A 24,784-nucleotide genomic window follows, 5' to 3' on the forward strand; every position below is an offset into this window, starting at 1 on the left:
GCAGGGCGCGCCCGTTCCCCTGCCCCCGCCCGTCTACGCGGCCGAGATGCCCGCGGTCGGCGGCGGTGGCGGCGGCGCGGCGGCTGCGACCGGCGGCGGCTTCGGCGGCGGTGGCGGTTTCGGCGGCGGCTTCTTCGCGGGCGGCTTCTTCGGCGGTTCGGGCGGCGGTTCGAGCAGCGGCGGGATCGTGATCTCGTCGACCTCGTCCTCCTCGGGCGGTTCGACCAGCACCTCGGGCGGTTCGACCTCCTCCGCCTCGGGTGGCTCGGGTGGTTCATCGACCTCAACCTCGACCGGCGGCGTGTCGAGCACGAGCACCTCCTCGACGGGCGGTTCGTCCTCATCCACCTCGTCGGCGTCGGGCGGTTCGTCGGGCAACGTCTCGACCTCCGCCTCGTCCTCAGGCGATGTTTCATCCTCGTCGAGCGGCAACGTGTCGACCTCGACCTCGTCGAGCTCGTCGGGCAATGTTTCGACCTCGACGTCCACCTCGGCCTCCTCGTCGGGCGACGTCTCGTCGTCGACCTCGAGCGGCTGGAGCACGTCGAGCGGCTGGAGCAGCACGTCGTCGACCAGCACCTCGACCTCGACATCGAGTGGTTCCACCGGCTCGTCGGGCGGACCCGATCCGGTTCCGGCGCCGCCGATGGTGCTGCTGTTCGGTGCAGCCGCCGCGGCCCTGGTTGCGCGCAAGCGCTTCCAGAACCGCAAGGCGAAGGACGCGGCCCCGGCCGAGTAACTATCCGGCGGCGACCAGCGCCGCTTCGATTTCCGGAATCGTATGGCGGGTGAGATCCTTGTCGATCTCGCCCGCCAGTCGTTCCTCGACCTCCTTGTGATAGTGCCGGCGCAGCTCGCCCAGCGTCCTGGGCGGCGCAATGACGATCAGCGACTCGAAATCATTGTTCAGCGCCCGCGCCCTGAGCAGGTCCGCGGTGTCGGCCGCGAACCGGTCTTCCTCGAGCTGATGGAAGTCGGCTTCCTCATAGGCGCTGCGGCCATCACCGACGCTCGAGAAGGCACGCCCCGGAGCATCGGTCTTCTGCTCGCCATTCGCCGGATTCGCCTGCACGCGCTTGCGCTCGACCTGGAGGTTGGGATGCACCGCATCGCCCTCGTTCCTCAGGAACAGCATCTTGCGGCCGTCGGCGACCACGACAAAGGCGTTGTGCGGAACCTGCATCGCTCATCTCCTCATTTGTTGCGGAGGGGAACGCACAGGATGCGGAGCGGGTTGCGCCCGCCCGGCCGCCCCGCCATAGCCTGCGCGCCATGCACGACATCCGCCTGATCCGCGAAAATCCCGAAGCTTTCGATGCGGCGCTGGTCCGCCGGGGCGGCGAGCCGGAATCCGCCACTCTGGTCGCGCTCGACGAGGCGCGCCGCACGCTCACCACGCGCCAGCAGGAGGCGCAGGCCCGCCGCAACGACCTGTCGAAGCAGGTCGGCCAGGCCAAGGCCGCGAAGGACGAAAAGCGTGCGCAAGAGCTGATGGCCGAGGTCGCGAACCTCAAGGACGAGCTCGAAGCGCTCACCCTCTCGCAAGGGGCCGCGGACGAAGCGCTCAAGGTGGCGCTCTCCGCCATCCCTAACCTTCCCGCCGCGGATGTCCCCGACGGTGTGGACGAGGAAGAGAACCAGCTCGTCCACACCGTCGGCACCCAGCCCAGCTTTGCCTTCGAGCCGAAGGAACACGACAGCTTCGGCCCCGCGCTGGGCCTCGATTTCGAGACCGGTGCGCTACTCTCCGGCGCGCGCTTCACCCTCGTCCGCGGCCATGCGGCGAAGCTCGCCCGCGCGCTCGGCCAGTTCATGCTCGACACGCTGACGATCGAGCACGGCTATGAGGAGGTAAACCCGCCGCTGCTGGTGCGCGACGAGGCGGTCTACGGCACCGGCCAGCTGCCCAAGTTCGCCGAGGACCTGTTCCGCACTACCGACGGCCGCTGGCTGATCCCGACCGCCGAGGTCAGCCTCACCAACATCGTGCGCGAGCAGATCCTCGCCGCCGATGCGCTGCCGCTGCGCTTCACCGCGCTCACCCCCTGCTTCCGCTCGGAGGCGGGCGCCGCGGGGCGCGACACGCGCGGCTATATCCGCCAGCACCAGTTCGACAAGGTCGAGATGGTCTCGATCGTCACCCCCGAGACGTCCGAAGCGGAGCACGAGCGCATGACCGCCTGTGCCGAGGATGTGCTGACCCGGCTCGGCCTCGCCTTCCGCCGCATGAAGCTCTGCGCCGGCGACATGGGGTTCAGCGCCGCACGGACTTATGACCTCGAAGTGTGGCTGCCCGGTCAGGGCCGCTATCGCGAGATCTCGTCCTGCTCGACCTGCACCGACTTCCAGGCGCGCCGCATGAACGCGCGCTACCGGGCCGAGGGCGGCAAGCCCGCCTTCGTCCACACGCTCAACGGCTCGGGCCTCGCGGTCGGCCGCACGCTCGTCGCGGTGCTGGAGAACTACCAGCAGGAAGACGGCTCGGTCGCGGTGCCGGAGGTGCTCCAGCCCTATCTGCGCGGCCTCAACCGCCTTGAGCCGGCATGAGAATCCTCCTCACCAACGACGACGGCGTCCACGCCCGCGGGCTCGAGGTGCTTGAGCGCATCGCCCGCACCCTCTCCGACGACATCACCATCGTCGCCCCGCTCGAGGAGCAGTCGGGCAAGGGCCGCTCGCTCTCGCTCACCGAGCCGGTGCGCCTGCGCAAGTTCGGCGAGCGCCGCTTCGCCGTCACCGGCACCCCGACCGACGCGGTGATGATGGCGCTGGCGCAGATCATGAAGGACGCCAAGCCTGACCTCGTCCTCTCCGGCGTCAATCGCGGCGCCAACCTCGCCGAGGACGTCAGCTACTCCGGCACCGTCTCCGCCGCGATGGAGGGTGCGCTCGCCGGCATCCGCTCGATCGCGCTGAGCCAGCGCTACGCCGACCTCGCGCCGGGCGAGCGCGTGAGCTTCGACGCCGCCGAGCAATGGGGCGAGCGCGTGCTGCGTCCCCTGCTCGACGCCGATTGGGCGCCGCGCACGCTGATGAACATCAACTTCCCGCCCATTCCGGCGAGCGAGGTCGCTGGGATCAAGCCGGTCAACCAGGGTCTGCGCGACTATGGCCGGCTCAAGCTCGACAAGCGCACCGACCCGCGCGGTTTCGACTATTACTGGTTTGGGCTCGGCCGCGTCCCCTACACGCCGCTCGCCGATACCGATCTCGAGGCGATCGAGCAGGGCTACATCACTGTAACCCCGCTGCATTTGGACCTGACGCATCGTGAATCGCTTGATATGCTGGCCCGCGTTTATGGTTAATGCCGGGGGGCATGATCGGGATGGGGGACTATTGCAGGGGAGTCGCTGCGCTGGCGCTGGTCGCGCTGGCCAGTGGGTGCGTCCCGCAGGGTAGCGGTCCGCCGCTCGGCCGCGGCTACGTGCACGATCCGGACCCGACGGCCACGCCGCGGCACGAGACGGAGGTCGTCGCCCTGCCCGCGCCGCCGCCCGCCTGGGAAGCGCGCCCGGTCACCCCCGATGCGCGCACAGTTGCTGCATCGGTTTATGTCGTGCGCTCGGGCGACACGCTGCGTGGCATCGCCATCAAGACCGGGGCCGGATCGGAAGCGATCGCGCGCGCTAACGCGATCCCGCCGCCCTTCACCATCCGCGCCGGCCAGCGCCTGTCGATCCCCGGCGGCCGCTATCATCTCGTGCGCGAAGGGGAGACAGGGATCGCCATCGCGCGCGCCTATGGCGTCGCCTGGGACCAGATCATCGCCGTCAACGACCTGACCGAGCCCTATATCCTGCGCGTCGGCCAGCGCGTGCTGATCCCCGGCGCCGAGCGCCCGCGCACGCGCGAGGAGCGCGCCGCCGCCTTCCGCATCGACATCGACGACATCATGACCGGCGGCCAGCCCGCGATCGCCGAGCGCACCCGCCCGGCCCGCGCCACCGCCTCGTCCGCCCGCGTCCTCCCCTCGACCACGCCGGTGGCGCCGCCCGCCGCGCTCAGGGGCCAGTTCCAATGGCCGGTACGCGGGCAGATCGTCCGCCGCTTCGGCCCGGTGGCGAGCGGCGAGCGCAGCGACGGGCTCAAGATCGCGGTGCCGCACGACACGCCCGTGCTCGCCGCCGCCGACGGCACCGTCGCCTATGTCGGCAGCGACATCCCCTCCTTGGGCGGACTCGTCATCCTCCAGCATGGCGGCGGCTGGACCACCGTCTACGGCCATGCCGGCCAGCTCCTCGTCCAGCGCGGCCAATCGGTGAAGCGCGGGCAGATGATCGCGCTCTCGGGCGACAGCGGTGCCAGCCGCGCGCAGCTGCATTTCGAGATGCGGCAGGGCCGAACGCCGGTCGATCCGATCCCGAGGCTTCCTGCCCGCCCTTAGGGCGCGCGGCGAATGGCGATTGGCGCCGGGGCTGGCCGGGGATACGATCAACCAGGTTGTTCGGATGAGCGGGAGGGTCCGGCATGACGGCCGAGATGCGCGCGCTTCTGCTCACCCGCTATGGCGGCCCGGAAGCGGCCGAGCTGCGCTCCGCTGCCCGGCCCATTCCGGGTCCAGGTCAGCTGCTGGTCCGTGTCCGCGCCGCGGGCCTCAACCCGGTCGATTTCAAGACGCGCGAAGGCAAGCTCAAAGTCATTCAGCGCTATTCGCTGCCCGTCGTGATGGGCAACGAACTCGCTGGAGTGGTCGAGGCCATGGGCGCGGGCGTCACGCGCTTCGCCATCGGCGATCGCATCTTCGCGCGCGTGCCCAAGAGTTCGATGGGTGCCTTCGCCGAATATGCGGTTCTGCCTGAACCCGTAGCGGCGGCGATACCTCCTTCGCTGGATTTCGAAACTGCGGCGGGCGTCCCCCTCGCCGGTCTCACTGCGCTTCAGGCATTGCGCGACGAACTCGATCTCAGGCCTGGCAGCCGCGTGTTCATCCCCGGCGGTGCAGGCGGCGTCGGCACCTTCGCGATCCAGATCGCCAAATGGCTTGGCGCCGAAGTTACCACCACGGCGTCACTCCGCGGCAAAGCGCTGGTCGAGCGGCTCGGTGCCGATGTGGTGATCGACTATACGGCGCAGGATTTCGCCGATCAGGTCCGCGATATGGACGGCGTGTTCGACTTGGTCGGCGGTGACACGCTCGCGAAATCCTTCGGCGTGGTGAAGCCCGGCGCAAAGGTCGTCTCGGTCGCTGCCCTGCCTGAACCGCAGACCGCCTTCAAGGATCTGAACCGCGGCCCCGCCCTCGCCGCCCTATTCTGGTTGGCCAGCTACACCCTGCGCGCCCGTGCCCGCAGGCACGGCGCGACCTACCGCTACCTGTTCATGCACCCAAGCGGCAGCGAACTCACCGAACTCGCCCGGCTGATCGAGCAGGGCAAGCTCGAACCCGTCATCGACCGCGTCTTCCCCTTCGATCAGATCGGCGAGGCCTTCGCCCATCTCGAATCCGGCCGCGCCAAGGGCAAGGTCGTGGTGCGGATAGCGGATTGAAAGCCGTGCTCGCCAAAAGGGGAAAGCGTCCGGCCTAGCGGAGAAGCTGAAGCACCACGCCCATCACGCAATAGATCACCAGCCAATAGCCGGCGTCGATCAGGAACAGCCGCATCGACTGCCGCGAGAACAGATAGTTCACGCCGAGCGATGTCACGATGAAGCCGAGCGCGATCCCGCCCGCGATCATCACGCTGAGGCCCAGGTCGGGGGCGCCATAGGTCCCCAGCACATGATCGAGCACGAAGGACGCGATCAGGTTGAGCACGAATGCCGTACCGAAGATCAGCGGCATATTGGCCTTCGCCGCATCTTCCTGCGTGATGCCGCGCTCGGCCATCCATGCCTTGCCGAACAGCGGCCCATACCACAGCGCACCGACCGCAAACCCCGCGATCGCCGCCGCCAACACCGCGAGCCAGTGTATCTCCGTTCCCATGCAACCCTCCCCTGCTACACTTGTAGCGAAGGTATCGCAGTTACGGGTTGCTGGCAATTGCCAGAAGTTCCCGCGTCACCGCGGGGCGAGGGGCACGAAGCCGTTGTCGGTGAGCTCCATTGCATTGAGATCAAGTCCCGAAGCGCGTGCGCCCTGGCGCACCGCTGCGGCAAGCTGGCGAAGCATCGCCGGCTTGCCTTCTGCTTGATCCATATGGGAACCGATCAGCGCTGCCTGGATCAGATGGGCCTCGGCCATCTCCTGCTTTGCGGCATCGCTCGCAGTCGCCATTTCGGGGACCGATGCCATCGCACGCGCGGCTTGGGCGCGCACCGCGGCGATCTGGTTGGCCGGTGGCGTGTCGTTGCGTTGGCGTGAGGCAAGCCAGGCGTTGAGCCACCAGATCGCATAGGCATCGGCGATGTTGTCGGTCCGCATGCCATAAGCGGAGAGCGCCCGGCCCATCTTTGCGATCACATCGACGGAGGCGAACTCCTTCTCGAGCATCGCCGCGCCCTTGGGATCCTTCCTGCGCGACTTTTCCACGAACTGCGCGAAATTGGCGCGGCGCCGCTCGATCGACGGCTTGTAGGTCAACTGCACCGCCGGCGCGGGGACCCCGCGCGTACCCCCGCGCCGGGTGGACGAGACCGTCTCCTTGGCGGCCTCCGTCACGCTGTCCTCCATCGCGTAGATACCCATTCCGGTCATATCCATCGCGCTTGAATCCTGCGCCGCGGCCGGAACCGCGAGCCCGGTGAACAACGGGAAGAGCACGACCGAGCAGCGTTGGAGGTTCTGGAATCGCATCGACAATCTCCTGATAGCCCCACTCGACAACCTGGCCTCTGGCCCCTGACCCCTGACCTCGCCAGGCGAAAGGCGATTCCTGCGGACAAACTGATTTCGGCAGCGATGTTTCCCACTCACCATTGAGGAACGCGAAGAATGCGCCGCAAGCCCTCCCAATGTTGGATTTCATCTGCTCCATACTGCGCGATGGAACAGCGCATCGCTCGACCCGATTCCTGCCGCCGCGGCTCCGCGGCTCCGCAGGCGGCCCGCTGCAGCCTCGCGCCAACTCGCTCCACGCGTCGTCTGGCTTCGACCAACCCGCTCGGGACTTGGGGAGAGGGCAAATCGGGGGGGACGTAGTATGAACTTTGACAACTTCCAGCGTTTCCGCGCTCCGGCCGCTGGCGCCTGCCCTCTATCTTTTTCCGCGGAAATCCTTATGTGCGCGCCCGATCATGGCAACGCGACTCCCCGAAGCCCCCAAGGTGGGCATGGTGTCGCTCGGCTGTCCCAAGAATCTGGTCGACTCCGAGCGTATCCTGACCAAGCTCCGTTCCGACGGCTATGCCATGTCGGCCGACTATGTCGGTGCCGACGTGGTGCTGGTCAACACCTGCGGCTTCCTCGACAGCGCCAAGGAAGAGAGCCTTGAGGCGATCGGCGAGGCGATCGCAGAGAATGGCCGCGTCATCGTCACCGGCTGCATGGGCAAGGAAGCGGAGGTGATCCGCGCCCGCTTTCCCAATGTCTTGGCGGTCACAGGTGCGCATCAGTATGAGGAAGTCGTTGGTGCCGTCCACGACGCCGCGCCGATGCCGCCCAACGCCTTCCTCAACCTGGTGCCCGACAGCGGCCTCAAGCTCACCCCACGCCACTACAGCTATCTGAAGATCTCGGAGGGCTGCAATCACCGTTGCTCCTTCTGCATCATCCCCAGCCTGCGCGGCGACCTCGTCAGCCGCCGCCCCGACGCGATCCTGCGCGAGGCCGAGAAGCTGGTCGAAGCGGGCACCAAGGAGTTGCTGGTGATCAGCCAGGACACCTCGGCCTATGGCGTCGACATCCGCAGGGAGCCGCGGATGTGGAAGGGCGCGGAAGTGGTCCCGCACATGACTGATCTCGCTCGCGAGCTGGGCAGGATCGCCCCCTGGGTGCGGCTCCACTATGTCTACCCTTACCCGCATGTCGACCAAGTCATCCCGCTGATGGCCGAGGGGCTGATCCTCCCCTATCTCGACATCCCCTTCCAGCACGCCAGCCCCGCGGTTCTGCGCACCATGAAGCGCCCAGCGAACGAGGCGAAGGTGCTGGAGCGCTTGCGCAACTGGCGCAGCATCGCGCCCGACATCACGATCCGCTCGACCTTCGTCGTCGGCTTCCCCGGCGAGACCGAGGCGGATTTCCAATATCTCCTCGACTGGCTCGACGAGGCCCAGCTCGACCGCGTCGGCGCCTTCCGCTTCGAGCCGGTCGAGGGTGCGGCCGCCAACGACCTGCCCGGCGCTGTGCCGGAAGAGGTCAAGGAAGAGCGCTACGCCCGCATCATGGAAAAGACCGCCGCGATCAGCGCGGCCAAGCTTCAGGCCAAGGTCGGCCGTACGCTCGAGGTGATCGTCGACGAGGTCGAGGATGAGGGCGCCAACGCCCGGTCGCAGGCCGACGCGCCGGAGATCGACGGCCAGGTATTCCTGCGCGACGCCGGCCACTTGAAGCAGGGCGATATCGTCCGCGTGCGGGTCGAGGACGCCGACGATCACGATCTCTACGGAGTCCCCGTGACCTGAGGACATGGCGGTTCGCGCTTGAACCGTCATTAACCGGGTTTAGGTGCGTAACGATGCGTGCCCGAGCTCTCGTTACTACTGCCCTCGCTCCCGCTCTGTGGCTGGCGCTGGGCGGGATCCGGCAGGAAGAGGGCATCCGCAGCACTCCGATCGATCCCCTGACGATCGCCGACGACGATTTCGCCCGCCACCGCGACCCCGCCGAATGGCGGGGGCTCGCCGTCACCCAGATCGAGTTCCGCGAGGAGCGCGGCGCCTGGCGCCTGTTCCGCATCGCCAATCCGAAGAAACCCCGCGGCCCCTTCTGGTTCGTGCCGCACGACAATGAGAATGCCGGGTTTGAGGCCGCACTCGCCGGCGTGCGCAAGCATGGCGGCGTGGTGATTGCCGTCGATTCGGGGATCGCCGAGGACGGCAAGCGCCGCAATGCCGCGGTCGATCGCGGCCGCCCGATCGATCCCAACCGCAATTTCCGCGACGGCTATCCGCGCTACGCCAACGCCATCCTTGCCGATTATGCCCGCGGCGCCCGTCCGATCATCGCGCTCCACACCAACTCGCCGGGCTTCGACACGGGGGCTTCGCGCTGCAACCAGTCCGACCGCCCCGGCCGCGGCGAGGTCTCGATCCGCTTCTGCGACGATGTGATGCAGCCGCATCCCTCCCAAGGCCGCGCCTGGCCGTTCGACGATGACGACACGCTCGCCTATGTCGCCTGGCGCAGCGGCACCTCGCCCTCTACCGCCTGGTGCGGGCGGGCGTTGGTCAATGCCGACTTCAACCTGGTGTTCGAGCGCGTGGCGGTCAGCGACGGTTCGCTGTCCAACTATGCGCTGCTGCGCGGGCTCGACTATGTGAATTTCGAGACGCAGGAACGCGGCCTCGAGCCCGCCGCGCTGGCGGAAAGCCGCAACCGCCTCACCGCGATGATCGACCGCGCGCTCACGCTGTGCATGCGCCGATAAGCGCTTGGCGGCGATGCCCCAGGATGCTTACATCGCCGCAATGACCGACCTGTCTCCGCTGCTTCAGCCCGATCGCGGCCAGCCCGCGCGCACCATCCACCTCGTCCACCCCGACAAATGGCCCGAATGGCTCAAGGCCCAGCCGCCCCGCGTGCGCACCGCGATCGCCGCGCATAAGCTCACCGGCAAGGCGGGCAACCGCGCGGTCCTGCCCGGCGACAAGGACGACGTTTGGTCGATGCTGCTGGTCTGCGACGAAGCCGAGACCTCCCCCTTCCGCATCGCTTCGCTCGGCGAGCAGCTGCCTGCGGGCACCTATCGCCTGGCCGAGGGCGAGCCCGGCGCCGCGATGCTCGGCTGGGTGCTCGCGCAATACCGGTTCGAGCGTTACCGCAAGGAGGAGAACCCCGCCGGCCCGCGCACGCTGTTGACCGGCGAGCCGGGCCGGATCGAGGAGACGTTGCGCCTCGCCGCCGCAACCTTCAAGGTCCGCGATCTGGTCAACACCGCCGCCGCCGACATGGGGCCCGCCGAGCTGGAAGCGGAGGCCGCGGCGCTCGCCAAGGCGCACAAGGCCACACTCACTGTCACCCGTGGCGACGCGCTGGAGCAGGGCTATCCGATGATCCACGCGGTCGGCATGGCCGCCGCGCGCGGGCGCGAGCCACGGCTGATCGAGCTCGAATGGGGCGATCCCAAGCATCCCCGCATCACGCTGGTCGGCAAGGGCGTGTGCTTCGATACTGGCGGGCTCGACATCAAACCCTCGGCCGGCATGCGCCTGATGAAGAAGGACATGGGCGGCGCGGCGCACGCGCTGGCGCTCGCCGGCGTGGTGATGGCGCAGCGCCTGCCCGTGCACCTCCACCTCCTCATCCCCGCGGTCGAGAATGCCGTCGCGGGCAACGCCTTCCGTCCCGGCGACGTGCTCAAGACGAGGCTGGGGCTGACGGTCGAGAACACCAACACCGACGCCGAGGGTCGCCTCATCCTCGGCGACGCGCTCGCCAAAGCGGTCGAGGCCAAGCCCGTGCTGATCCTCGACTTCGCCACGCTCACCGGCGCCGCCCGCGTAGCGCTCGGCCCCGACCTCCCCGCGCTGTTCGCTAATGATGACGACCTCGCGAACGACCTGCTCGACCACGGCATCGCGCAGAAGGACCCGCTGTGGCGCCTGCCGCTGTGGGACGGCTATGACGAGATGCTAAAGTCCGACATCGCCGATATGGTCAACGCGCCCGACGGCCCCTTCGCTGGTCCGATCACTGCCGCGCTGTTCCTGCGCCGCTTCGTGCCCAAGGAGATCGCCTGGGCGCATCTCGACCTGTTCGCCTGGCGCCCGGCGGCAAAACCGGGACGGCCGAAAGGCGGCGACGCGATGAGCCTGCGCGCCGCCTGGGCGATGCTGAAGGGGCGGTACGCATGACGAACTTTCGCAACGGCGGCCGCATCCTGGTCGACAACCTCGTGGTCCAGGGCTGCGACCGCATCTTCCACGTCCCCGGCGAAAGCTTCCTCGCGGTGCTCGACGCGCTGCACGACACGCCGCAGGTCGACCTGGTCACCTGCCGGCAGGAGGGCGGCGCCGCGTTCATGGCCTGCGCCGACGGCACGATGACCGGCAAGCCGGGCGTGTGCTTCGTCACCCGCGGTCCGGGCGCGACCAACGCCAGCATCGGCGTGCATGTCGCGATGCAGGATTCGCAGCCGATGCTGCTGTTCATCGGCGACGTCGATCGCTCGATGCGCGACCGCGAGGGATTCCAAGAGGTCGACTTCCCCGCAATGTTCGCCCCGCTCGCCAAATGGGCGACGCGGATCGAGGACGCCCGCCGCATCCCCGAATATATCGCCCGCGCCTGGAACGTCGCGACCAGCGGCCGTCCGGGCCCGGTAGTGATCGCTTTGCCCGAGGACATGCTGCTCGACGAGGTCGAGGCGGTGGATCGGCCTCGGCTGGAGCGAATCGCGCAGGCTCCCGACGCCGATGCGCTTGCGTCGTTAGGCGAATTGCTGTCGCGCGCGGAAAATCCGATCGCGATCGTCGGCGGCGCGGGGTGGTCGCAGGCAAGCGGTGCGGCGTTCGCAGCGTGGGCCGAGAAGCTCGATTTACCGGTCGCTTCGGCCTTCCGTCGTCAGGATGCGCTGCCCTCAGGTTGCGGCGTCTATGCGGGAAACCTGGGCTATGGCCCTAGTCCACGATTGGTCGAACGTGTCCGCAACGCAGATCTGATCCTGGCCGTGGGTGCGCGGCTCGGCGAGGCAACGACCGACGGCTATACGCTCATCGCTCCCGATCCGGACGCGGGCGCCACGATAATCGAACGCCTGCCCGGTGCAGTGGCGATTGCCCCTGCGGATCCGGGCCGCAAACTCGTTCACATTCACCCTGATCCCAATGAACTGCATCGCGTTTATCGAACCGATCTCGCGATCTGCGCAGACATGAACCAGTTCGCCGCGGCGCTTGACGAAGTTCCAGTCGATCGCCTGTTCGCCGGAAGCATGGCAAACGAAGAATGGCGCACCTGGTCCACCCCGCAACCGCGCGAGGGCGTCACGCTCGACCTTGGCCAGTGCGTCGCGGCGATGCGCGAGCGGCTCGGGCCGGACGAAGCGATCATCTGCAACGGCGCGGGCAACTTCTCGGGCTGGTGGCACCGCTACTGGCATTATGGCACGCAGCCCTCGCAACTCGCCCCCACCGCCGGTGCGATGGGCTATGGCACGCCCGCCGCGGTCGCCGCGGCGCTGCGCCACCCGGAGAAGCTAGCAGTCGCACTCGCCGGCGACGGGGATTTCCTGATGAACGGGCAGGAGCTGGCGACCGCGATCCAGCACGGCGCGAACATGCTCGTGCTGGTGATCGACAACGGTGCCTATGGCACGATCCGGATGCACCAGGAGCGCGAGTTCCCCGCCCGCCTCTCCGGCACCACGCTGCACAATCCGGACTTCGCCGCGCTCGGCCGCGCCTATGGCTGCTGGGCCGAGACCGTCGAGCGCACCCCAGACTTCGCGCCTGCGCTCGATCGCGCGCTCGCGCAGAGCGGCGTCCGCCTGCTGCATCTCAAGACCGATGTGGAGTTCATCACCCCCGGCACCACGATCAGCGCGATCCGGGGCTAGGGACTGGATCAGGCCGCGGCCAGCGACCGCTTCTCCGCCATCGCGGCGGTGATCGCCTCGCCGGCCCAACGATCGCAGAGACCGACCGAACGGGCAAAGGCCTTGACAAAGCCCTTGGCGTAGATCCGGCCGGGGATCACGTCGAACCGCTCCGCCTCGATCGCGATCAGGTAGCGGATCGGCACGCGCGTTACGGCGGCGACCTGTTCGATCGTCATGTCGCGTTCGAGCCGCGCCCGCGCGAGAGTGTCGCCGAGGCTGCCGCGCGGCTCCATGCGCCATTCGCCTTGCGCGAAGGGAAGAACTGGATGTTCTGCGACCACATCTATGTTCATTGAGTCGAGCCCCCCGGAATGGCTGACTATGCCCCGGGGAAACCACCCCGGAAAGACAGGATAATGCACAGCGAAGGTTAACGAGTCGAATCAGCCCATCGGCGAAAAAGGGCCGCTTCCCGCAGGAAACGATCCTAATCCCGAATTCATACCGTTTTGTGTCAAGTACCCCGTGCCGGCTACCCCATTTGCCCCATCGGGCCGAGCGCCTCAGCTTGCCTTTGACTTGCCGGTCCGATCGCTCATGATGGTGGCCGGATGGACAGGGGGATGCGGCATGCCTGATCGTATCGCCGAGCTGTATCAGCGCCATGCGCTCGCCTTCGACGCCGCGCGCCGCCGCGGCTTTCCCGAGCGCGCCTGGTTCGACCGCTTCATCCGCCACATTCCCGCGGGCGGCGAGATTCTCGATCTGGGATGCGGTGGCGGCGAGCCCGTCGCCCGCTACCTGGTCGACCGCGGTTACCAGCTCACCGGCGTCGACATCGCGCCCTCGATGATCAAGCTGGCCCGCACCCGCTTCGCCCGGCATCGCTGGATCGAGGGGGACATGCGCAAGTTCGGCGCCGAATCGAGCGCCTATGACGGCATCATCGCGTGGAGCAGCCTGTTCCACCTCGACCCGCAAGCACAGGAGAAGCTGATCCCGCGCATTTCGATATGGCTCAAGCGCGGCGGTGTGGCCCTGTTCAACACCGGCCCTGCGAACGGCGTCGCGATCGGCGAGATCGAAGGCGAGGAGCTGTTCCACGCCAGCCTCGATCCCGGCGAGTATCGCGCGCTGTTCGCCCGCAGCGGCCTCGCCGTGATCGGCAATATCATCGAGGATGCGAACTGCGGCGGGATGACCGTCTGGCTGGTGGGGAAGGTCTAGATCAGCCCCGCCAGCGGGCTCGACGGATCGGCGTAACGCCGCTTTCCCATCCGCCCGGACAGATAGGCCAGCCGCCCGCTTTCCACCGCCAGCTTCATCGCGCGCGCCATCAGAATCGGGTCCTTGGCCTCGGCGATCGCGGTGTTCATCAGCACGCCGTCGCACCCGAGCTCCATCGCTACCGCCGCGTCGCTCGCGGTGCCGACGCCCGCATCGACCAGCACTGGCACCTTGGCGCCCTCGACGATCAGCCGGATTGTCACGAGGTTCTGGATGCCGAGGCCCGACCCGATCGGCGCGCCCAGCGGCATGATCGCCACCGCGCCGGCGTCCTCCAGCCGATTCGCAGCGATTGGATCGTCGACGCAATAGACCATCGGCTTGAAGCCCTCGTTCGCGAGGACCTCGGTCGCACGCAGCGTCTCGACCATGTCCGGATAGAGCGTCCTGGCCTCGCCCAGCACCTCGAGCTTGACCAGCTCCCAGCCGCCCGCCTCGCGCGCCAGCCGCAGGGTGCGGATCGCGCTTTCGGCGTCGAAGCAGCCCGCGGTATTGGGGAGGTAGGTGATCTTCTTGGGATCGATATAGTCGGTCAGCATCGGCGCATTTGGGTCGCTGACGTTCACCCGGCGCACCGCGACGGTCACGATCTCTGCGCCGCTCGCCTCAACCGCGGCGGCGTTCTGCTCGAAATCCTTGTACTTGCCAGTCCCGACGATCAGCCGCGAGCGGAAGGTCTTGCCCGCCACCGTCCAGCTGTCGTCCGCCATCGTCCCGGCATGATCGCCACCACCAACGAAATGCACGATCTCGATCTCGTCGCCATCCTCAACCAGCACCTGTGCCAGCGTCGAGCGCGGCACCACCTCCAGGTTGCGCTCGACCGCAACCTTCTCCGGCACCAGCCCGAGCTCGCCTGCCAGCTGCGCGAGCGTGATCCCGCCCCCGACGCGGCGATGCTCGCCATTGACTGTGATCGTGATGGTGCCGTCGCTGTGAGTCTGCATGCTGGTCCTTTCGCTCCGCGGCGATATAGGGATTTCGGCGCAACGCTCAAACGGAGTCGGACTTGGCCGATATCATCTATGTCCTCAACGGCCCGAACCTGAACCTGCTCGGCATGCGCGAGCCGGAGATCTACGGTTCGGACACGCTCGACGATATCGCCGGCCTGCTCGAGGATCGCGCCCGCGAGCTCGACCTTGCGATCGACATGCGCCAGTCGAATCACGAGGGCCATCTGGTCGACTGGATGCACGAGGCGCAGGCGCGCGGCGCGAAGGCGGTGCTGCTCAACGCTGGCGCCTACACCCACACGTCGCTCGCTCTCCACGATTGTATCAAGTCGATCCGCACCCCGGTGATCGAGGTGCATCTCTCCAACCCCCATGCGCGCGAGGGATTCCGGCGTTCGAGCCATGTCGGCCGTGCCGCCAAGGGAACAATCGCCGGGTTCGGGGCGCTTTCGTACCTCCTTGCGCTTGAAGCCGCCGCGCGGCTCTGACAGCCGGGACCCGTTTGCAAGCAGGTCCATCTTCACTAAGAGGCCCGTTTCCAAGCGGGCCCAGATAAACTAAAGGCGCGCTCTGATTTTCGAGGTCGCATGAGCGAAGATAACAAAGGGAACATGCACGTGGATATCGAGCTGGTGCGCCAGCTCGCCGCGGTGCTCGACGAAACCAACCTGACCGAGATCGAGGTCGAGGACGGCGACCGCAAGGTCCGCGTCGCGCGCAAGATCAGCGCCGCGCCGGTCACCTATGCTGCGCCCGCACCGCTCGCCCCGGCGCCGGCCGCTGCGCCCGCCGCGATGCCGTCCGATCCCGCCGCGATCACCCCGGCGCACGAGAATGCGGTCAAGTCGCCGATGGTCGGCACCGCCTATCTCTCCGGCGAACCCGGCGCCAAGCCGTTCATCGCGGTCGGCCAGCAGGTCAAGGCGGGCGACACGCTGATCATCGTCGAGGCGATGAAGGTGATGAACCCGATCGCCGCGCCACATGGCGGCACGGTCAAGGCGATCCTGATCGAGAACGGCCAGCCGGTCGAGTTCGACCAGCCGCTCGTCCTCGTCGAGTAAGCGCGTGCCGCAGATCAAGAAGCTTCTCATCGCGAACCGCGGTGAGATCGCGCTGCGCATCCATCGTGCCTGTCACGAGATGGGGATCAAGACCGTCGCGGTGCACTCGACCGCCGACGCCGACGCGATGCACGTCCGGCTTGCGGACGAGGCGATCTGTATCGGCCCGCCCGCCGCGGCCGACAGCTATCTCAACATCCCCAACATCATCTCAGCGGCCGAGATCAGCGGTGCCGACGCGATCCACCCGGGCTATGGCTTCCTCTCGGAAAACGCCAAGTTCGCCGAGATCGTCGAGCTGCATAACCTGATCTTCGTCGGCCCGAAGCCCGAGCATATCCGCGTGATGGGCGACAAGGTCGAGGCGAAACGCACTGCCGGCGCGCTCGGCCTGCCGCTCGTCCCCGGCTCGGACGGCGCGATCAGCGACGTGACCGCGGCGAAGAAGCTCGCCGCCGAAATCGGCTATCCGGTGATCATCAAGGCCGCCTCGGGCGGCGGCGGGCGCGGCATGAAGGTGTGCACGTCCGAGGATCAGTTCGAGACGCTGATGCAGCAGGCGGGCAGCGAGGCGAAGGCAGCGTTCGGCGACGCCACCGTCTATCTCGAGAAATATCTCGGCAACCCGCGCCACATCGAGATCCAGGTGTTCGGCGACGGCAACGGCAACGCCATCCATCTCGGCGAGCGCGACTGCTCGCTCCAGCGCCGTCACCAGAAGGTACTCGAGGAAGCCCCCTCCCCGGTGCTCGGCCAGGCCGACCGGGATCGGATCGGCGGCATCTGCGCCAGAGCGATGGCCGATATGGGCTATCGCGGCGCGGGCACGATCGAGTTCCTGTGGGAAGACGGCGAGTTCTACTTCATCGAGATGAACACCCGGCTTCAGGTCGAGCATCCGGTGACCGAGGCGATCACCGGCCTCGACCTCGTCCGCGAGCAGATCCGCATTGCCGAGGGTCATCCGCTGACGCTGCGCCAGGAAGACGTGCAGTTCCGCGGCCACGCCATCGAATGCCGCATCAATGCCGAGGATCCGCGCACCTTCGCGCCCTCGCCCGGCCTGGTGAAGCAGTATCACGCGCCGGGCGGCATGAACGTGCGCGTCGATAGCGGGCTCTACGCGGGCTACAAGGTACCGCCCTATTACGACAGCATGATCGCCAAGCTGATCGTCTATGGCACTACGCGCAACGGCGCGCTCCGCCGCCTGCGCCGCGCGCTCGAGGAGTTCGTGATCGAGGGGATGAAGACCACCATTCCCCTGCATCAGGCGCTGCTCGACGACCCGCAGTTCCAGCAGGGCGATTATACGATCAAGTGGCTCGAAGAGTGGCTGGCGCGCGAGGAAGAGAAGGGCTGAACCCTTCGCGGTGCGGCCGAGGCGAACGGCACCGGACGCACCGCCTCAACCTGGCAGGATCGCCCAGGGCCGGACGGGAAAGGTTCCCATTCGCCTGACCTTTGGCGGAACGGCGGAAAAGCGGAATCCGCTTGGAGGCAACTCGCCCAAGCGGGTCATATGCTCGACGATCGGGATTCCGGCGGCGAGCAGCACGCTGTGCACCGGCCGCGTGTTCTCCGAGACATTGTCGATGTTGAACGAATCGATCCCGACCAGCCGCACGCTCTGGTCGCGCAGATACGCCGCCGCCGCCTCGGTCAGATGCGGGTGCCCCTCGAAATACTGGTCGGTGCGCCAGTGCTGGTCCCAACCCGTGTGTACCAGCACCGCCCTGTCGCGCACCTCCTGCGCCGCGAACACCGTCCAGTCGATCGCGCGCTCCGTGGCGCCCTCGACCCGAACGACGACACCCTCGCAATCCGCCACGCGCGCCAGCGGCAGATCGGCCAGATCATGCCCGTCGGCGTAGCGGTGATAGGGCGTGTCGAGATAGGTGCCGGTGTTCCCGACCAGCTCGATCCGGTCGATCTGGAATTCGGTTCCCTCGGCGTAGATCGCCCGCGAAGCCTCGCGCGACAGATGGTCGCAGATCAGCGGCGCAGGCAGCCCCTTGTAGGTGATCATTCCCGCCTCGATCACATGGCTGAGGTCGATCAACCGCTGCCCTGGCGCGACCGTTGCGTCCGTCACGACCCCGCGCTTGTGCCGCTCCTCGACGATTCGCTTGTTGAGGATGCGCACCTCGCCGACCATCAGCAGCCGCAAGTCGCTGATCACGTAGCGCGCCAGCGCGGCGTCATCGATGTCATCGCCGTCGATGTCGAGCCGGAAATCCTGCCCCTGCACGCCGCCGCCATTGGTGAAGCTCACCTCGAAATCGAAGCACACCCGCTTTTCGGTCATCGCCGCTCCTTCGCTGCTGGCACCCGCGAAATTCCGCTCTATCTACGCACTCTGTCCAGTCCGGGAATCTGAGAATGAAGGCGACCATCTACCACAACCCTCGCTGCTCCAAGTCGCGCGAGGCGCTGGCGATCCTCGAGGATGCCGGGGTTGAGGTGACGGTGATCGAATATCTTAAGACCCCGCCCAGCCGGGCCGAGCTCGCGCGGCTCTACGCCAAGGCCGGCATCTCCCCGCGCGACGGCCTGCGCAAAGCCGAGGACGGCGCCAAGGCGCTCAAGGACGCCTCCGACGACGCGATCCTCGACGCGATGGCCACCGACCCGATCCTGATCGAACGTCCGCTGGTCGAGACCAAGAAAGGCGTGCGCCTCGCCCGCCCGCCCGAGAAGATCCGCGAGATCCTCTAGGCGGCGCGGTCGCGCGCGGCCATCTCCTCGGTCACGTCGATCTTGGTGCCGTAGAGATAGCGCGCAACGCCGCCCTCGCGCATCACGTCGGCGGTGACGCGCATCCAGCGCAGCTCGCCATCGGCGCGCCGGATCTGCGCTTCGAAGGTGAAGCTGCCGCAGCCCGCGATCGCGGCGCTGCGCAGCCGGGCCAGCTCGACCCGCGACTCCGGCAGATACATGGCGACGATGGCGTCGCGGTCCAGCACGCTCCCGCGCGGGAGGCCGAACAGGTCGTAGACCCCGTCACTCCAGATCAACGAATCGTCGCGCAGATCGCATTGCCATGCCGCCTGGATCGGCATCACCTGCGGCGTCGGATCGTGTCCCTGCATGATCCCGGGTTAGCAGCCGACATTGCAAAGTCCAGCCAACCGCTGCGTGACGTCGCGGGTGCGCATCCTAATCCGGCTCGGGCGGCAATCGCTCGAACACCCATTCGTGCGTCTCGCGCACATAGGCGGGGACCGGCCTGCCCTTGCCGTCACGCGACGGCCGGAAGCGGAAGCGCTCGCGGATCAGCCGGCAAGTAAGCGCATCGAGCCGCGCGATCCCGCTCGATCCGTCCACCTCGCATTCGGTCACCCGCCCGTCGGTCTGGACCAGGAACACCACGGTTACCCGCCCGCCGATCCCCGCGTCCGCCAGTTCCTCGGGATAGTCCGAATCGCGGATCCGCCCACGGATCTGGCGTGGGGGCGTCGCATCCGGATCGCCCGCGCCGTCGCCATCGCCGCTGCCGCCGCCGCCAAAGCCGTCGCCCTCGCCGCCCGCGCCGGTGCCCGGCCCGGCTACGTCCGCGGCACCACTTGTCGCCTGAACCCCGTCGGCCGCCTTCTCCGCCACGATCACCAGCGGCGGCACGATGATCGGCACCACCGGCTTCGGCACCACGACTTCGGTCGCGCGCGAGCGAAGGTTGGGCGGCGCCGCCTCGCCCGCAGGCCGCGTGTTGCGCTCGGGCATGCGCTCGGCTTTCGGTTTGGGCTTGGGCTCCGGCAGGACCTCGAACATCGCCACCTCTTCGCCCTCGGCGATCAGCCGCTCGCGCACCGCCAGCCCAAGGGCGAGCACCAGCCCGAGCCCCACCGTCGCCACCAGCGCCGCCACCGCGCCGCCAATCCGCTCGCGCCGGTTCGAAAGGGCAATCGACGTCATGCCCGCCTAAACGCACAAATCGCCTGAACCGGCGCTTTCCCTATTGTTCGATGGTCAGGGGTGACGAACCGTCTCGCCCCCGCTATGCGCGCGCCATGACTCAGACCACCGCCCAGATCACCCCCCAGAAGATTACTGGCGAGATCGTCGCCGAGCATGGCCTATCCCCCGAGGAATATGCGCGCGTCCTGCACGCGCTCGGCCGCGAGCCCAACCTCACCGAGCTGGGCATCTTCTCGGTCATGTGGTCCGAGCATTGCAGCTACAAGTCGAGCCGTATTCATCTGAAGAAGCTTCCGACCGAAGCGCCCTGGGTGATCTGCGGCCCCGGCGAGAATGCCGGCGTGATCGACATCGGCCCAGATGAGCAAGGGCGGGGCCAGGCCGCCATCTTCAAGATGGAGAGCCACAACCACCCGTCGTACATCGAACCCTATCAAGGCGCGGCGACCGGCGTCGGCGGCATCCTGCGCGACGTGTTCACGATGGGCGCGCGCCCGGTCGCAAACATGAACGCGCTGCGCTTCGGCCGTCCCGATCACCCCAAGATGAAGCATCTCATCGCCGGCGTGGTCCACGGCATCGGCGGCTATGGCAATTGCGTCGGCGTCCCGACCGTCGGCGGCGAGGTCAATTTCCACAAGGCCTATGACGGCAACATCCTGGTCAACGCGATGACCGTCGGCATCGCCCAGACCGACAAGATCTTCTATTCCGCCGCCTCGGGCGTCGGCAATCCGATCGTCTATGTCGGCTCCAAGACCGGCCGCGACGGCATCCATGGCGCGACCATGGCCAGCGCGGATTTCGGCGAGGATGCCGATGCCAAGCGCCCCACCGTCCAGGTCGGCGATCCATTCACCGAGAAGCTGCTGATCGAGGCGTGCCTCGAACTGATGGCCAGCGACGCGATCGTCGCGATCCAGGACATGGGCGCGGCCGGCCTGACCTCGTCCAGCGTCGAGATGGCGTCCAAGGGCGGCGTCGGCATCGAGCTGATCATGGACGACGTCCCCCAGCGCGAAACCGGCATGACACCCTATGAGATGATGCTGAGCGAGAGCCAGGAGCGAATGCTCATGGTCCTCAAGCCCGGCCGCGAAGCCTTTGCCGAAGCGATCTTCCGCAAATGGGAGCTGGATTTCGCAGTCATCGGCCATGTCACCGACACCGGTCGCATGGTGCTCAAGTGGAAGGGCGAGACCGTCGCCGACATTCCGCTTGCCCCGCTCGCCGACGAAGCCCCGCTCTACGACCGCCCGCACGTGCCGACACCCAAGCCCGCGGAGTTGTCGGACGAGCCGGAATCCACCAACATCACCGCCGACCTGCTCAAGCTGATGGCCTCGCCCGACATCGCCTCGCGCCGCTGGATCTGGGAGCAGTACGACCACATGGTCGGCGCCGACACCGTCCAGCGTCCGGGTGGCGACGCCGCGGTGGTCCGCGTCCATGGCACGCAAAAGGGCCTCGCGATCACCACCGATTGCACCCCGCGCTATTGCTTCGCCGACCCGGTCGAGGGCGGCAAGCAGGCGATCGCCGAAGCGTGGCGCAACCTGACCTCGGTCGGCGCCACCCCGCTCGCGGTCACCAACTGCCTCAACTTCGCCAACCCACAGCGCCCTGAGATCATGGGCCAGATCGTCGGCTGTCTCGAAGGGATGGGCGACGCCTGCCGCGCGCTCGACTTCCCGATCGTCTCGGGCAACGTCTCGCTCTATAACGAGAGCAAGGCAACCGGCGGCGGCTCGGCGATCCTGCCGACCCCCGCGATCGGCGGCGTTGGCCTGCTCGCCGACTGGTCGAAGTCGATGACGATTGGCTTCAAGGCGACCGGCGACGCGATCATCGCGGTGGGCGAGCGCGGCGGCCATCTCGGCCAGTCGATCTGGCTGCGCGAGATTCACGGTCGTGAAGAAGGCCCGCCTCCGCCCGTCGACCTCAAGGCCGAGAAGCGCACCGGCGACTTCGTCCGCGCGATGATCGATCGCGGCCTCGTCAACGCCGTTCATGACGTGTCCGACGGTGGCGTCGCCGTCACCCTCGCCGAGATGGCTCTGGCGTCCGGCATCGGCGCGATGGTCGATCAGGCGCAGCCGTTCGGCGTCGCCGGATCGTTCTTCGGCGAGGATCAGGGCCTCTATCTCGTCACCGTTCCCGACGAGGCACTGACCGAGTTCCTCACTGCGGCCGCCGAAGCGGACGTGCCCGCCGATCCGCTCGGCCGCACGATCAAGGACCGGCTGATCTTCGAGCTCGACGAGGGTGACTGGTGCGTCAGTCTCGCCGATCTGCGCGAGGCGCATGAAGGCTTCTTCCCCAATCTGATGGGGCCGGCCGACCAGCTAGCCTAGCAGAGCCCGCGGCGGTTCCTCAACCGGCCATGCCGCAGTCACGCGATTGCGTCCCGCGCGCTTGGAATCGTAGAGCGCGCGATCCGCGCGTTCGACCAGCCTGTGCTCGGTGTCGGTCTCGATGTCCGATATCCGCGCCGCGCCGATGCTGACGGTGACCCGGCCATCGGGTGCGGGGGATGCCAGGTCCAGCTCCTCGATCGTCGCGCGCATCGTCTCCGCCACCATCAGCGCCTCCGTCGGGCTCGCGCCGGGCAGGATCGCGACGAACTCCTCGCCGCCATAGCGCGCGACGACGTCGGTCGCCCGCGTCGCGCAGTCCTGCAGTGTCGCCGCGATGTCGCGAAGCCGCTCGTCGCCCACGCGATGACCGAGCGTATCGTTGAGCAGCTTGAAATGATCGACGTCGATCATCAGCAGCGCCAGGCCCTGGCCCGACCGCCGCGCCCGCGTCAGCTCGCGCCGCAGCGCCTCGTCGAACTGCCGGCGGTTGGGCAGCCCGGTCAGCGCATCGATCTGCGAAAGCTGCGCGAGCTGGTCGCGCTCGCCCAGACCGTGGAGCTGGACCAGCACCGCCCGCAAGCCATAGCCGAGCGTCGCCGCAACGCAGCCGGCGATCGCGAGCGCGGGCATCCGCGGCACCAGAGCTGCGGAGACGATCAGCAAGGCGATCGGCAGGATCAGCGGGCTGCCCGTGACCACCACCCGTTCGAACATCCGCCCGCGCCGCGGCACGCTGGCCAATCGGATGTCGCGCAGGGCAAGCGCAGCGAGCAGCACGAAGGGCATGCCGACCAGCGGACTCGCCAGCACGCCGAGCGTGCCGTCATCGACGAAGTGATTGTAGAAGCCGGCCACGGCCATGTAGACCAGCGCATAAGCCGTTAGAATGCCGAAGAGCAGCCGTTCGCGTTCGATCGAGCTGGCGCGGAACCGAACCAGCGCGAACACCGCGATGAACGCGTTCTGGATGTCGAACGTCCATGCCAGCGTCATCGCCCCCGCCTCGTCCGCCCCCGCCAGCGCGACGAAGCTGAAGATGAAGGCGCCGAACAACGCGCCCAGGACCAGCGCCAGCGCCCCGTCCACCAATCGCGCTCGCCACGGATCACCGCCGGGGCTGGCCAGCACGAAGGTCAGCGGGACGCCGTAGAGCACGAACAGCAGCATCGACAGCGCGCCGCTTCCGCTCGTGCCTGCGGGTGTCAGCGATCCCAGGAATTGGCAGCCGACCCCGGCCATCCAGCACAGCATCGCCGCCGCGACCGCAAGCCAGCCTTGCCGCGCCCGTCCGCGCGAGCGCGACGCTCGCCACGCGCTCGACGCGCAGGCGATGAAGGCGGCCATCGTCTCGAACAACAATGGCGGCCAGGCGACGGGATTCCAGCTTGCCAGTGCCGTCACGAGATGCGCGGGCACGAACAGCAGCGGCAGTATCACCGCGAAATACCCCGCGATTCGGTCGCCGGCGGCTCCCGCGTCGTCGCGCTGGTGCCCGGCAGTATGTGGCCCACGCACACCCATCGCCAAGGCTATACGCGGGCGTGGTTAACGTTTGCTCCCACGCGCGTCGTTCCGAACGGCGGAATCCGGCCCCTGGCGCAGTCATTTCCTACGGTGCGGATTTGTGCCACGTTCCGCTCGCGGTCCGTCAAATGGCCGCCAGGGCGGACTCGCGCGTTGGTGGTGAGACCTTTGTGACTTTCTGAACGGATCACGGGAGGAACGAGAGCAAATGACCGCCGGCTATTCCACCACTCCGCTCGCGGAAAAGCTCGGCTTCAAGCCCGGCATGCGCGTCTTCATCGCCGACATGCCCGGGGAGGTCCGCGCCTTGATCGCGCTCGACGCGCTCGGGCTCGAGCTGCTCGCGGCGCCGGGCGCCGGCATCGACGCCGCGCACGTCTTCGTCACGCAGCGCGCGAAGCTCGAGTTCGAGCTCGCCGCGCTGCGCCAGCTCATCGCACCGAGCGGCTTCGTCTGGGTCTCCTGGCCCAAGAAGGCCGCCAAGGCGGATACCGACATCACCGAAGACACGATCCGCGAGGTCGCGCTGCCGCTGGGGCTGGTCGACGTGAAGGTCTGCGCGGTGGACGAGACCTGGTCGGGGCTCAAGCTCATGGTCCGCAAGGAACTGCGGGCGGCGGAATAACAAGAAGGGGGAAGCCATGCAGAACTGGAGCACCGTCAAGCGCATCGGCGTGGCCACGCTGGTCGCCGGCACGCTCGATATCCTCGCCGCGATCGGCTTGACGCTGGCTTTTGGCCGCAAGGTCGATGCGATGCTGCGCTATGTCGCCTCGGGACCCTTTCCGGGTGCGAAGGATTGGGGCGCCGCCGGGGCTGCGACGGGGCTTGCGGTGCATTTCGCATTGATGGTGATCATGGCGGCCGTCTTCGTCCTCGCCGCCGACCGTATGCCGCAGCTCAAGACAAAACCGATCCAGTGGGGCGTGATCTACGGGCTCGTCACCTATGTCGCGATGAACCTCATCGCGGTGCCGCTGCGCTTCGGTACCTTCCCGGTGAGCGCGATCGGCATCTCGACTCAGCTTTTCTGCCACATCGTGCTCGTCGGCATCCCGATCGCGCTGATCGCGCGGCGCTAGCACTAGCATCTA

General features: G+C 67.5%; 26 protein-coding genes. 16 read left to right on the forward strand and 10 right to left on the reverse strand.

Annotated features, from left to right (window positions below):
• Window positions 1-33: 33 nt before the first annotated feature.
• On the reverse strand, window positions 34-606 hold the full coding sequence (locus OK349_RS02795; protein ID WP_265116303.1) for a hypothetical protein: 573 nt from the start codon (window positions 604-606) through the stop codon (window positions 34-36).
• A gap of 133 nt (window positions 607-739) precedes the next feature.
• Window positions 740-1,183 (reverse strand): host attachment family protein, encoded by a 444-nt coding sequence (locus OK349_RS02800; RefSeq protein ID WP_265116304.1) that lies wholly within the window; start codon window positions 1,181-1,183, stop codon window positions 740-742.
• Window positions 1,184-1,272: 89 nt separating this feature from the next.
• Here OK349_RS02800 and serS point away from each other — a divergent pair, with 89 nt between their 5' ends.
• The 4 genes from serS (at window position 1,273) to OK349_RS02820 (ending at window position 5,490) form a co-directional block, all read left to right on the forward strand.
• The gene (gene serS, locus OK349_RS02805; protein ID WP_265116305.1) at window positions 1,273-2,547 is read left to right on the forward strand and encodes a serine--tRNA ligase; all 1,275 of its coding nucleotides are present in this window, start codon (window positions 1,273-1,275) and stop codon (window positions 2,545-2,547) included.
• Window positions 2,544-3,308 (forward strand): 5'/3'-nucleotidase SurE, encoded by a 765-nt coding sequence (surE, locus tag OK349_RS02810; protein ID WP_265116306.1) that lies wholly within the window; start codon window positions 2,544-2,546, stop codon window positions 3,306-3,308. Before serS ends, surE begins: the two co-directional genes overlap by 4 nt.
• An 11-nt stretch (window positions 3,309-3,319) precedes the next feature.
• Window positions 3,320-4,387 carry a M23 family metallopeptidase gene (locus OK349_RS02815; protein ID WP_265116307.1) on the forward strand — a complete coding sequence of 356 codons (1,068 nt, stop codon included), beginning with the start codon at window positions 3,320-3,322 and terminating at the stop codon, window positions 4,385-4,387.
• A gap of 83 nt (window positions 4,388-4,470) precedes the next feature.
• Window positions 4,471-5,490 (forward strand): NADP-dependent oxidoreductase, encoded by a 1,020-nt coding sequence (locus tag OK349_RS02820; protein ID WP_265116308.1) that lies wholly within the window; start codon window positions 4,471-4,473, stop codon window positions 5,488-5,490.
• A 34-nt stretch (window positions 5,491-5,524) separates the two neighbouring features.
• Here OK349_RS02820 and OK349_RS02825 read toward each other — a convergent pair whose 3' ends face one another.
• A complete protein-coding gene (locus OK349_RS02825) occupies window positions 5,525-5,929 on the reverse strand; it encodes a DUF1761 domain-containing protein (protein ID WP_265116309.1) in 405 nt (134 codons plus the stop codon).
• A gap of 75 nt (window positions 5,930-6,004) precedes the next feature.
• On the reverse strand, window positions 6,005-6,739 hold the full coding sequence (locus tag OK349_RS02830) for a DUF1980 domain-containing protein (RefSeq protein ID WP_265116310.1): 735 nt from the start codon (window positions 6,737-6,739) through the stop codon (window positions 6,005-6,007).
• Window positions 6,740-7,179: 440 nt separating this feature from the next.
• On the opposite strand from OK349_RS02830, the gene rimO reads away from it, so the two are divergent.
• Genes rimO through OK349_RS02850 form a run of 4 tightly spaced genes read left to right on the forward strand, consistent with a single transcriptional unit; the run spans window position 7,180 to window position 12,602 of the window.
• Entirely contained in the window at window positions 7,180-8,508 is a 1,329-nt protein-coding gene (rimO, locus tag OK349_RS02835) for a 30S ribosomal protein S12 methylthiotransferase RimO (RefSeq protein WP_265116311.1), read from the forward strand.
• Window positions 8,509-8,561: 53 nt separating this feature from the next.
• Entirely contained in the window at window positions 8,562-9,473 is a 912-nt protein-coding gene (locus OK349_RS02840) for a hypothetical protein (RefSeq protein ID WP_265116312.1), read from the forward strand.
• Window positions 9,474-9,513: 40 nt separating this feature from the next.
• Window positions 9,514-10,899: a leucyl aminopeptidase family protein gene (locus OK349_RS02845; protein ID WP_265116313.1), complete on the forward strand. Its 1,386-nt coding sequence runs from the start codon at window positions 9,514-9,516 to the stop codon at window positions 10,897-10,899.
• Window positions 10,896-12,602, forward strand: coding sequence for a thiamine pyrophosphate-binding protein (locus tag OK349_RS02850; RefSeq protein WP_265116314.1), 1,707 nt, complete (start codon window positions 10,896-10,898; stop codon window positions 12,600-12,602). Before OK349_RS02845 ends, OK349_RS02850 begins: the two co-directional genes overlap by 4 nt.
• 8 nt (window positions 12,603-12,610) lie before the next feature.
• Here OK349_RS02850 and OK349_RS02855 read toward each other — a convergent pair whose 3' ends face one another.
• Window positions 12,611-12,877, reverse strand: a complete 267-nt coding sequence (locus OK349_RS02855; RefSeq protein WP_265116315.1) for a helix-turn-helix domain-containing protein — start codon at window positions 12,875-12,877, stop codon at window positions 12,611-12,613.
• Between the two features lie 337 nt (window positions 12,878-13,214).
• On the opposite strand from OK349_RS02855, the gene OK349_RS02860 reads away from it, so the two are divergent.
• Complete coding sequence (locus tag OK349_RS02860; RefSeq protein ID WP_265116316.1) at window positions 13,215-13,811, forward strand: class I SAM-dependent DNA methyltransferase; 597 nt, start codon at window positions 13,215-13,217, stop codon at window positions 13,809-13,811.
• Here OK349_RS02860 and thiS read toward each other — a convergent pair.
• Window positions 13,808-14,818: a sulfur carrier protein ThiS gene (thiS, locus tag OK349_RS02865; protein ID WP_301531110.1), complete on the reverse strand. Its 1,011-nt coding sequence runs from the start codon at window positions 14,816-14,818 to the stop codon at window positions 13,808-13,810. The two genes, OK349_RS02860 and thiS, sit on opposite strands and share 4 nt — an antisense overlap.
• A gap of 62 nt (window positions 14,819-14,880) precedes the next feature.
• On the opposite strand from thiS, the gene aroQ reads away from it, so the two are divergent.
• The 3 genes from aroQ (at window position 14,881) to accC (ending at window position 17,254) form a co-directional block, all read left to right on the forward strand.
• Window positions 14,881-15,315 (forward strand): type II 3-dehydroquinate dehydratase, encoded by a 435-nt coding sequence (aroQ, locus tag OK349_RS02870; RefSeq protein WP_265116317.1) that lies wholly within the window; start codon window positions 14,881-14,883, stop codon window positions 15,313-15,315.
• A 99-nt stretch (window positions 15,316-15,414) separates the two neighbouring features.
• Complete coding sequence (accB, locus tag OK349_RS02875) at window positions 15,415-15,891, forward strand: acetyl-CoA carboxylase biotin carboxyl carrier protein (RefSeq protein WP_265116318.1); 477 nt, start codon at window positions 15,415-15,417, stop codon at window positions 15,889-15,891.
• 4 nt (window positions 15,892-15,895) lie between these two features.
• Window positions 15,896-17,254: an acetyl-CoA carboxylase biotin carboxylase subunit gene (accC, locus tag OK349_RS02880; protein ID WP_265116319.1), complete on the forward strand. Its 1,359-nt coding sequence runs from the start codon at window positions 15,896-15,898 to the stop codon at window positions 17,252-17,254.
• A 45-nt stretch (window positions 17,255-17,299) separates the two neighbouring features.
• Here the strand turns inward: accC and OK349_RS02885 are convergent, their stop codons facing one another.
• Entirely contained in the window at window positions 17,300-18,199 is a 900-nt protein-coding gene (locus OK349_RS02885; RefSeq protein WP_265116320.1) for a cyclase family protein, read from the reverse strand.
• Between the two features lie 74 nt (window positions 18,200-18,273).
• On the opposite strand from OK349_RS02885, the gene arsC reads away from it, so the two are divergent.
• Window positions 18,274-18,609, forward strand: a complete 336-nt coding sequence (gene arsC / locus OK349_RS02890; RefSeq protein ID WP_265116321.1) for an arsenate reductase (glutaredoxin) — start codon at window positions 18,274-18,276, stop codon at window positions 18,607-18,609.
• On the opposite strand, the gene OK349_RS02895 is transcribed toward arsC, so the two are convergent.
• Together OK349_RS02895 and OK349_RS02900 are read right to left on the reverse strand one after the other, a co-directional pair.
• Window positions 18,606-18,983 (reverse strand): PAS domain-containing protein, encoded by a 378-nt coding sequence (locus tag OK349_RS02895; protein ID WP_265116322.1) that lies wholly within the window; start codon window positions 18,981-18,983, stop codon window positions 18,606-18,608. The genes arsC and OK349_RS02895 overlap by 4 nt on opposite strands.
• A 67-nt stretch (window positions 18,984-19,050) precedes the next feature.
• Window positions 19,051-19,806 (reverse strand): energy transducer TonB, encoded by a 756-nt coding sequence (locus OK349_RS02900; RefSeq protein WP_265116323.1) that lies wholly within the window; start codon window positions 19,804-19,806, stop codon window positions 19,051-19,053.
• Window positions 19,807-19,901: 95 nt separating this feature from the next.
• Between OK349_RS02900 and purL the strand changes: the two genes are divergently transcribed.
• Window positions 19,902-22,163: a phosphoribosylformylglycinamidine synthase subunit PurL gene (gene purL, locus OK349_RS02905; RefSeq protein WP_265116324.1), complete on the forward strand. Its 2,262-nt coding sequence runs from the start codon at window positions 19,902-19,904 to the stop codon at window positions 22,161-22,163.
• On the opposite strand, the gene OK349_RS02910 is transcribed toward purL, so the two are convergent.
• On the reverse strand, window positions 22,155-23,681 hold the full coding sequence (locus tag OK349_RS02910) for a GGDEF domain-containing protein (RefSeq protein ID WP_265116325.1): 1,527 nt from the start codon (window positions 23,679-23,681) through the stop codon (window positions 22,155-22,157). The genes purL and OK349_RS02910 overlap by 9 nt on opposite strands.
• Window positions 23,682-23,898: 217 nt before the next feature.
• On the opposite strand from OK349_RS02910, the gene OK349_RS02915 reads away from it, so the two are divergent.
• Window positions 23,899-24,315 (forward strand): DUF3052 domain-containing protein, encoded by a 417-nt coding sequence (locus tag OK349_RS02915; RefSeq protein WP_265116326.1) that lies wholly within the window; start codon window positions 23,899-23,901, stop codon window positions 24,313-24,315.
• 16 nt (window positions 24,316-24,331) lie between these two features.
• Window positions 24,332-24,772, forward strand: coding sequence for a hypothetical protein (locus tag OK349_RS02920; RefSeq protein WP_265116327.1), 441 nt, complete (start codon window positions 24,332-24,334; stop codon window positions 24,770-24,772).
• The last annotated feature ends 12 nt before the right edge of the window (window positions 24,773-24,784 follow it).

The organism is Sphingomonas sp. BT-65, assembly GCF_026107375.2.
Lineage (GTDB): Bacteria > Pseudomonadota > Alphaproteobacteria > Sphingomonadales > Sphingomonadaceae > Sphingomonas.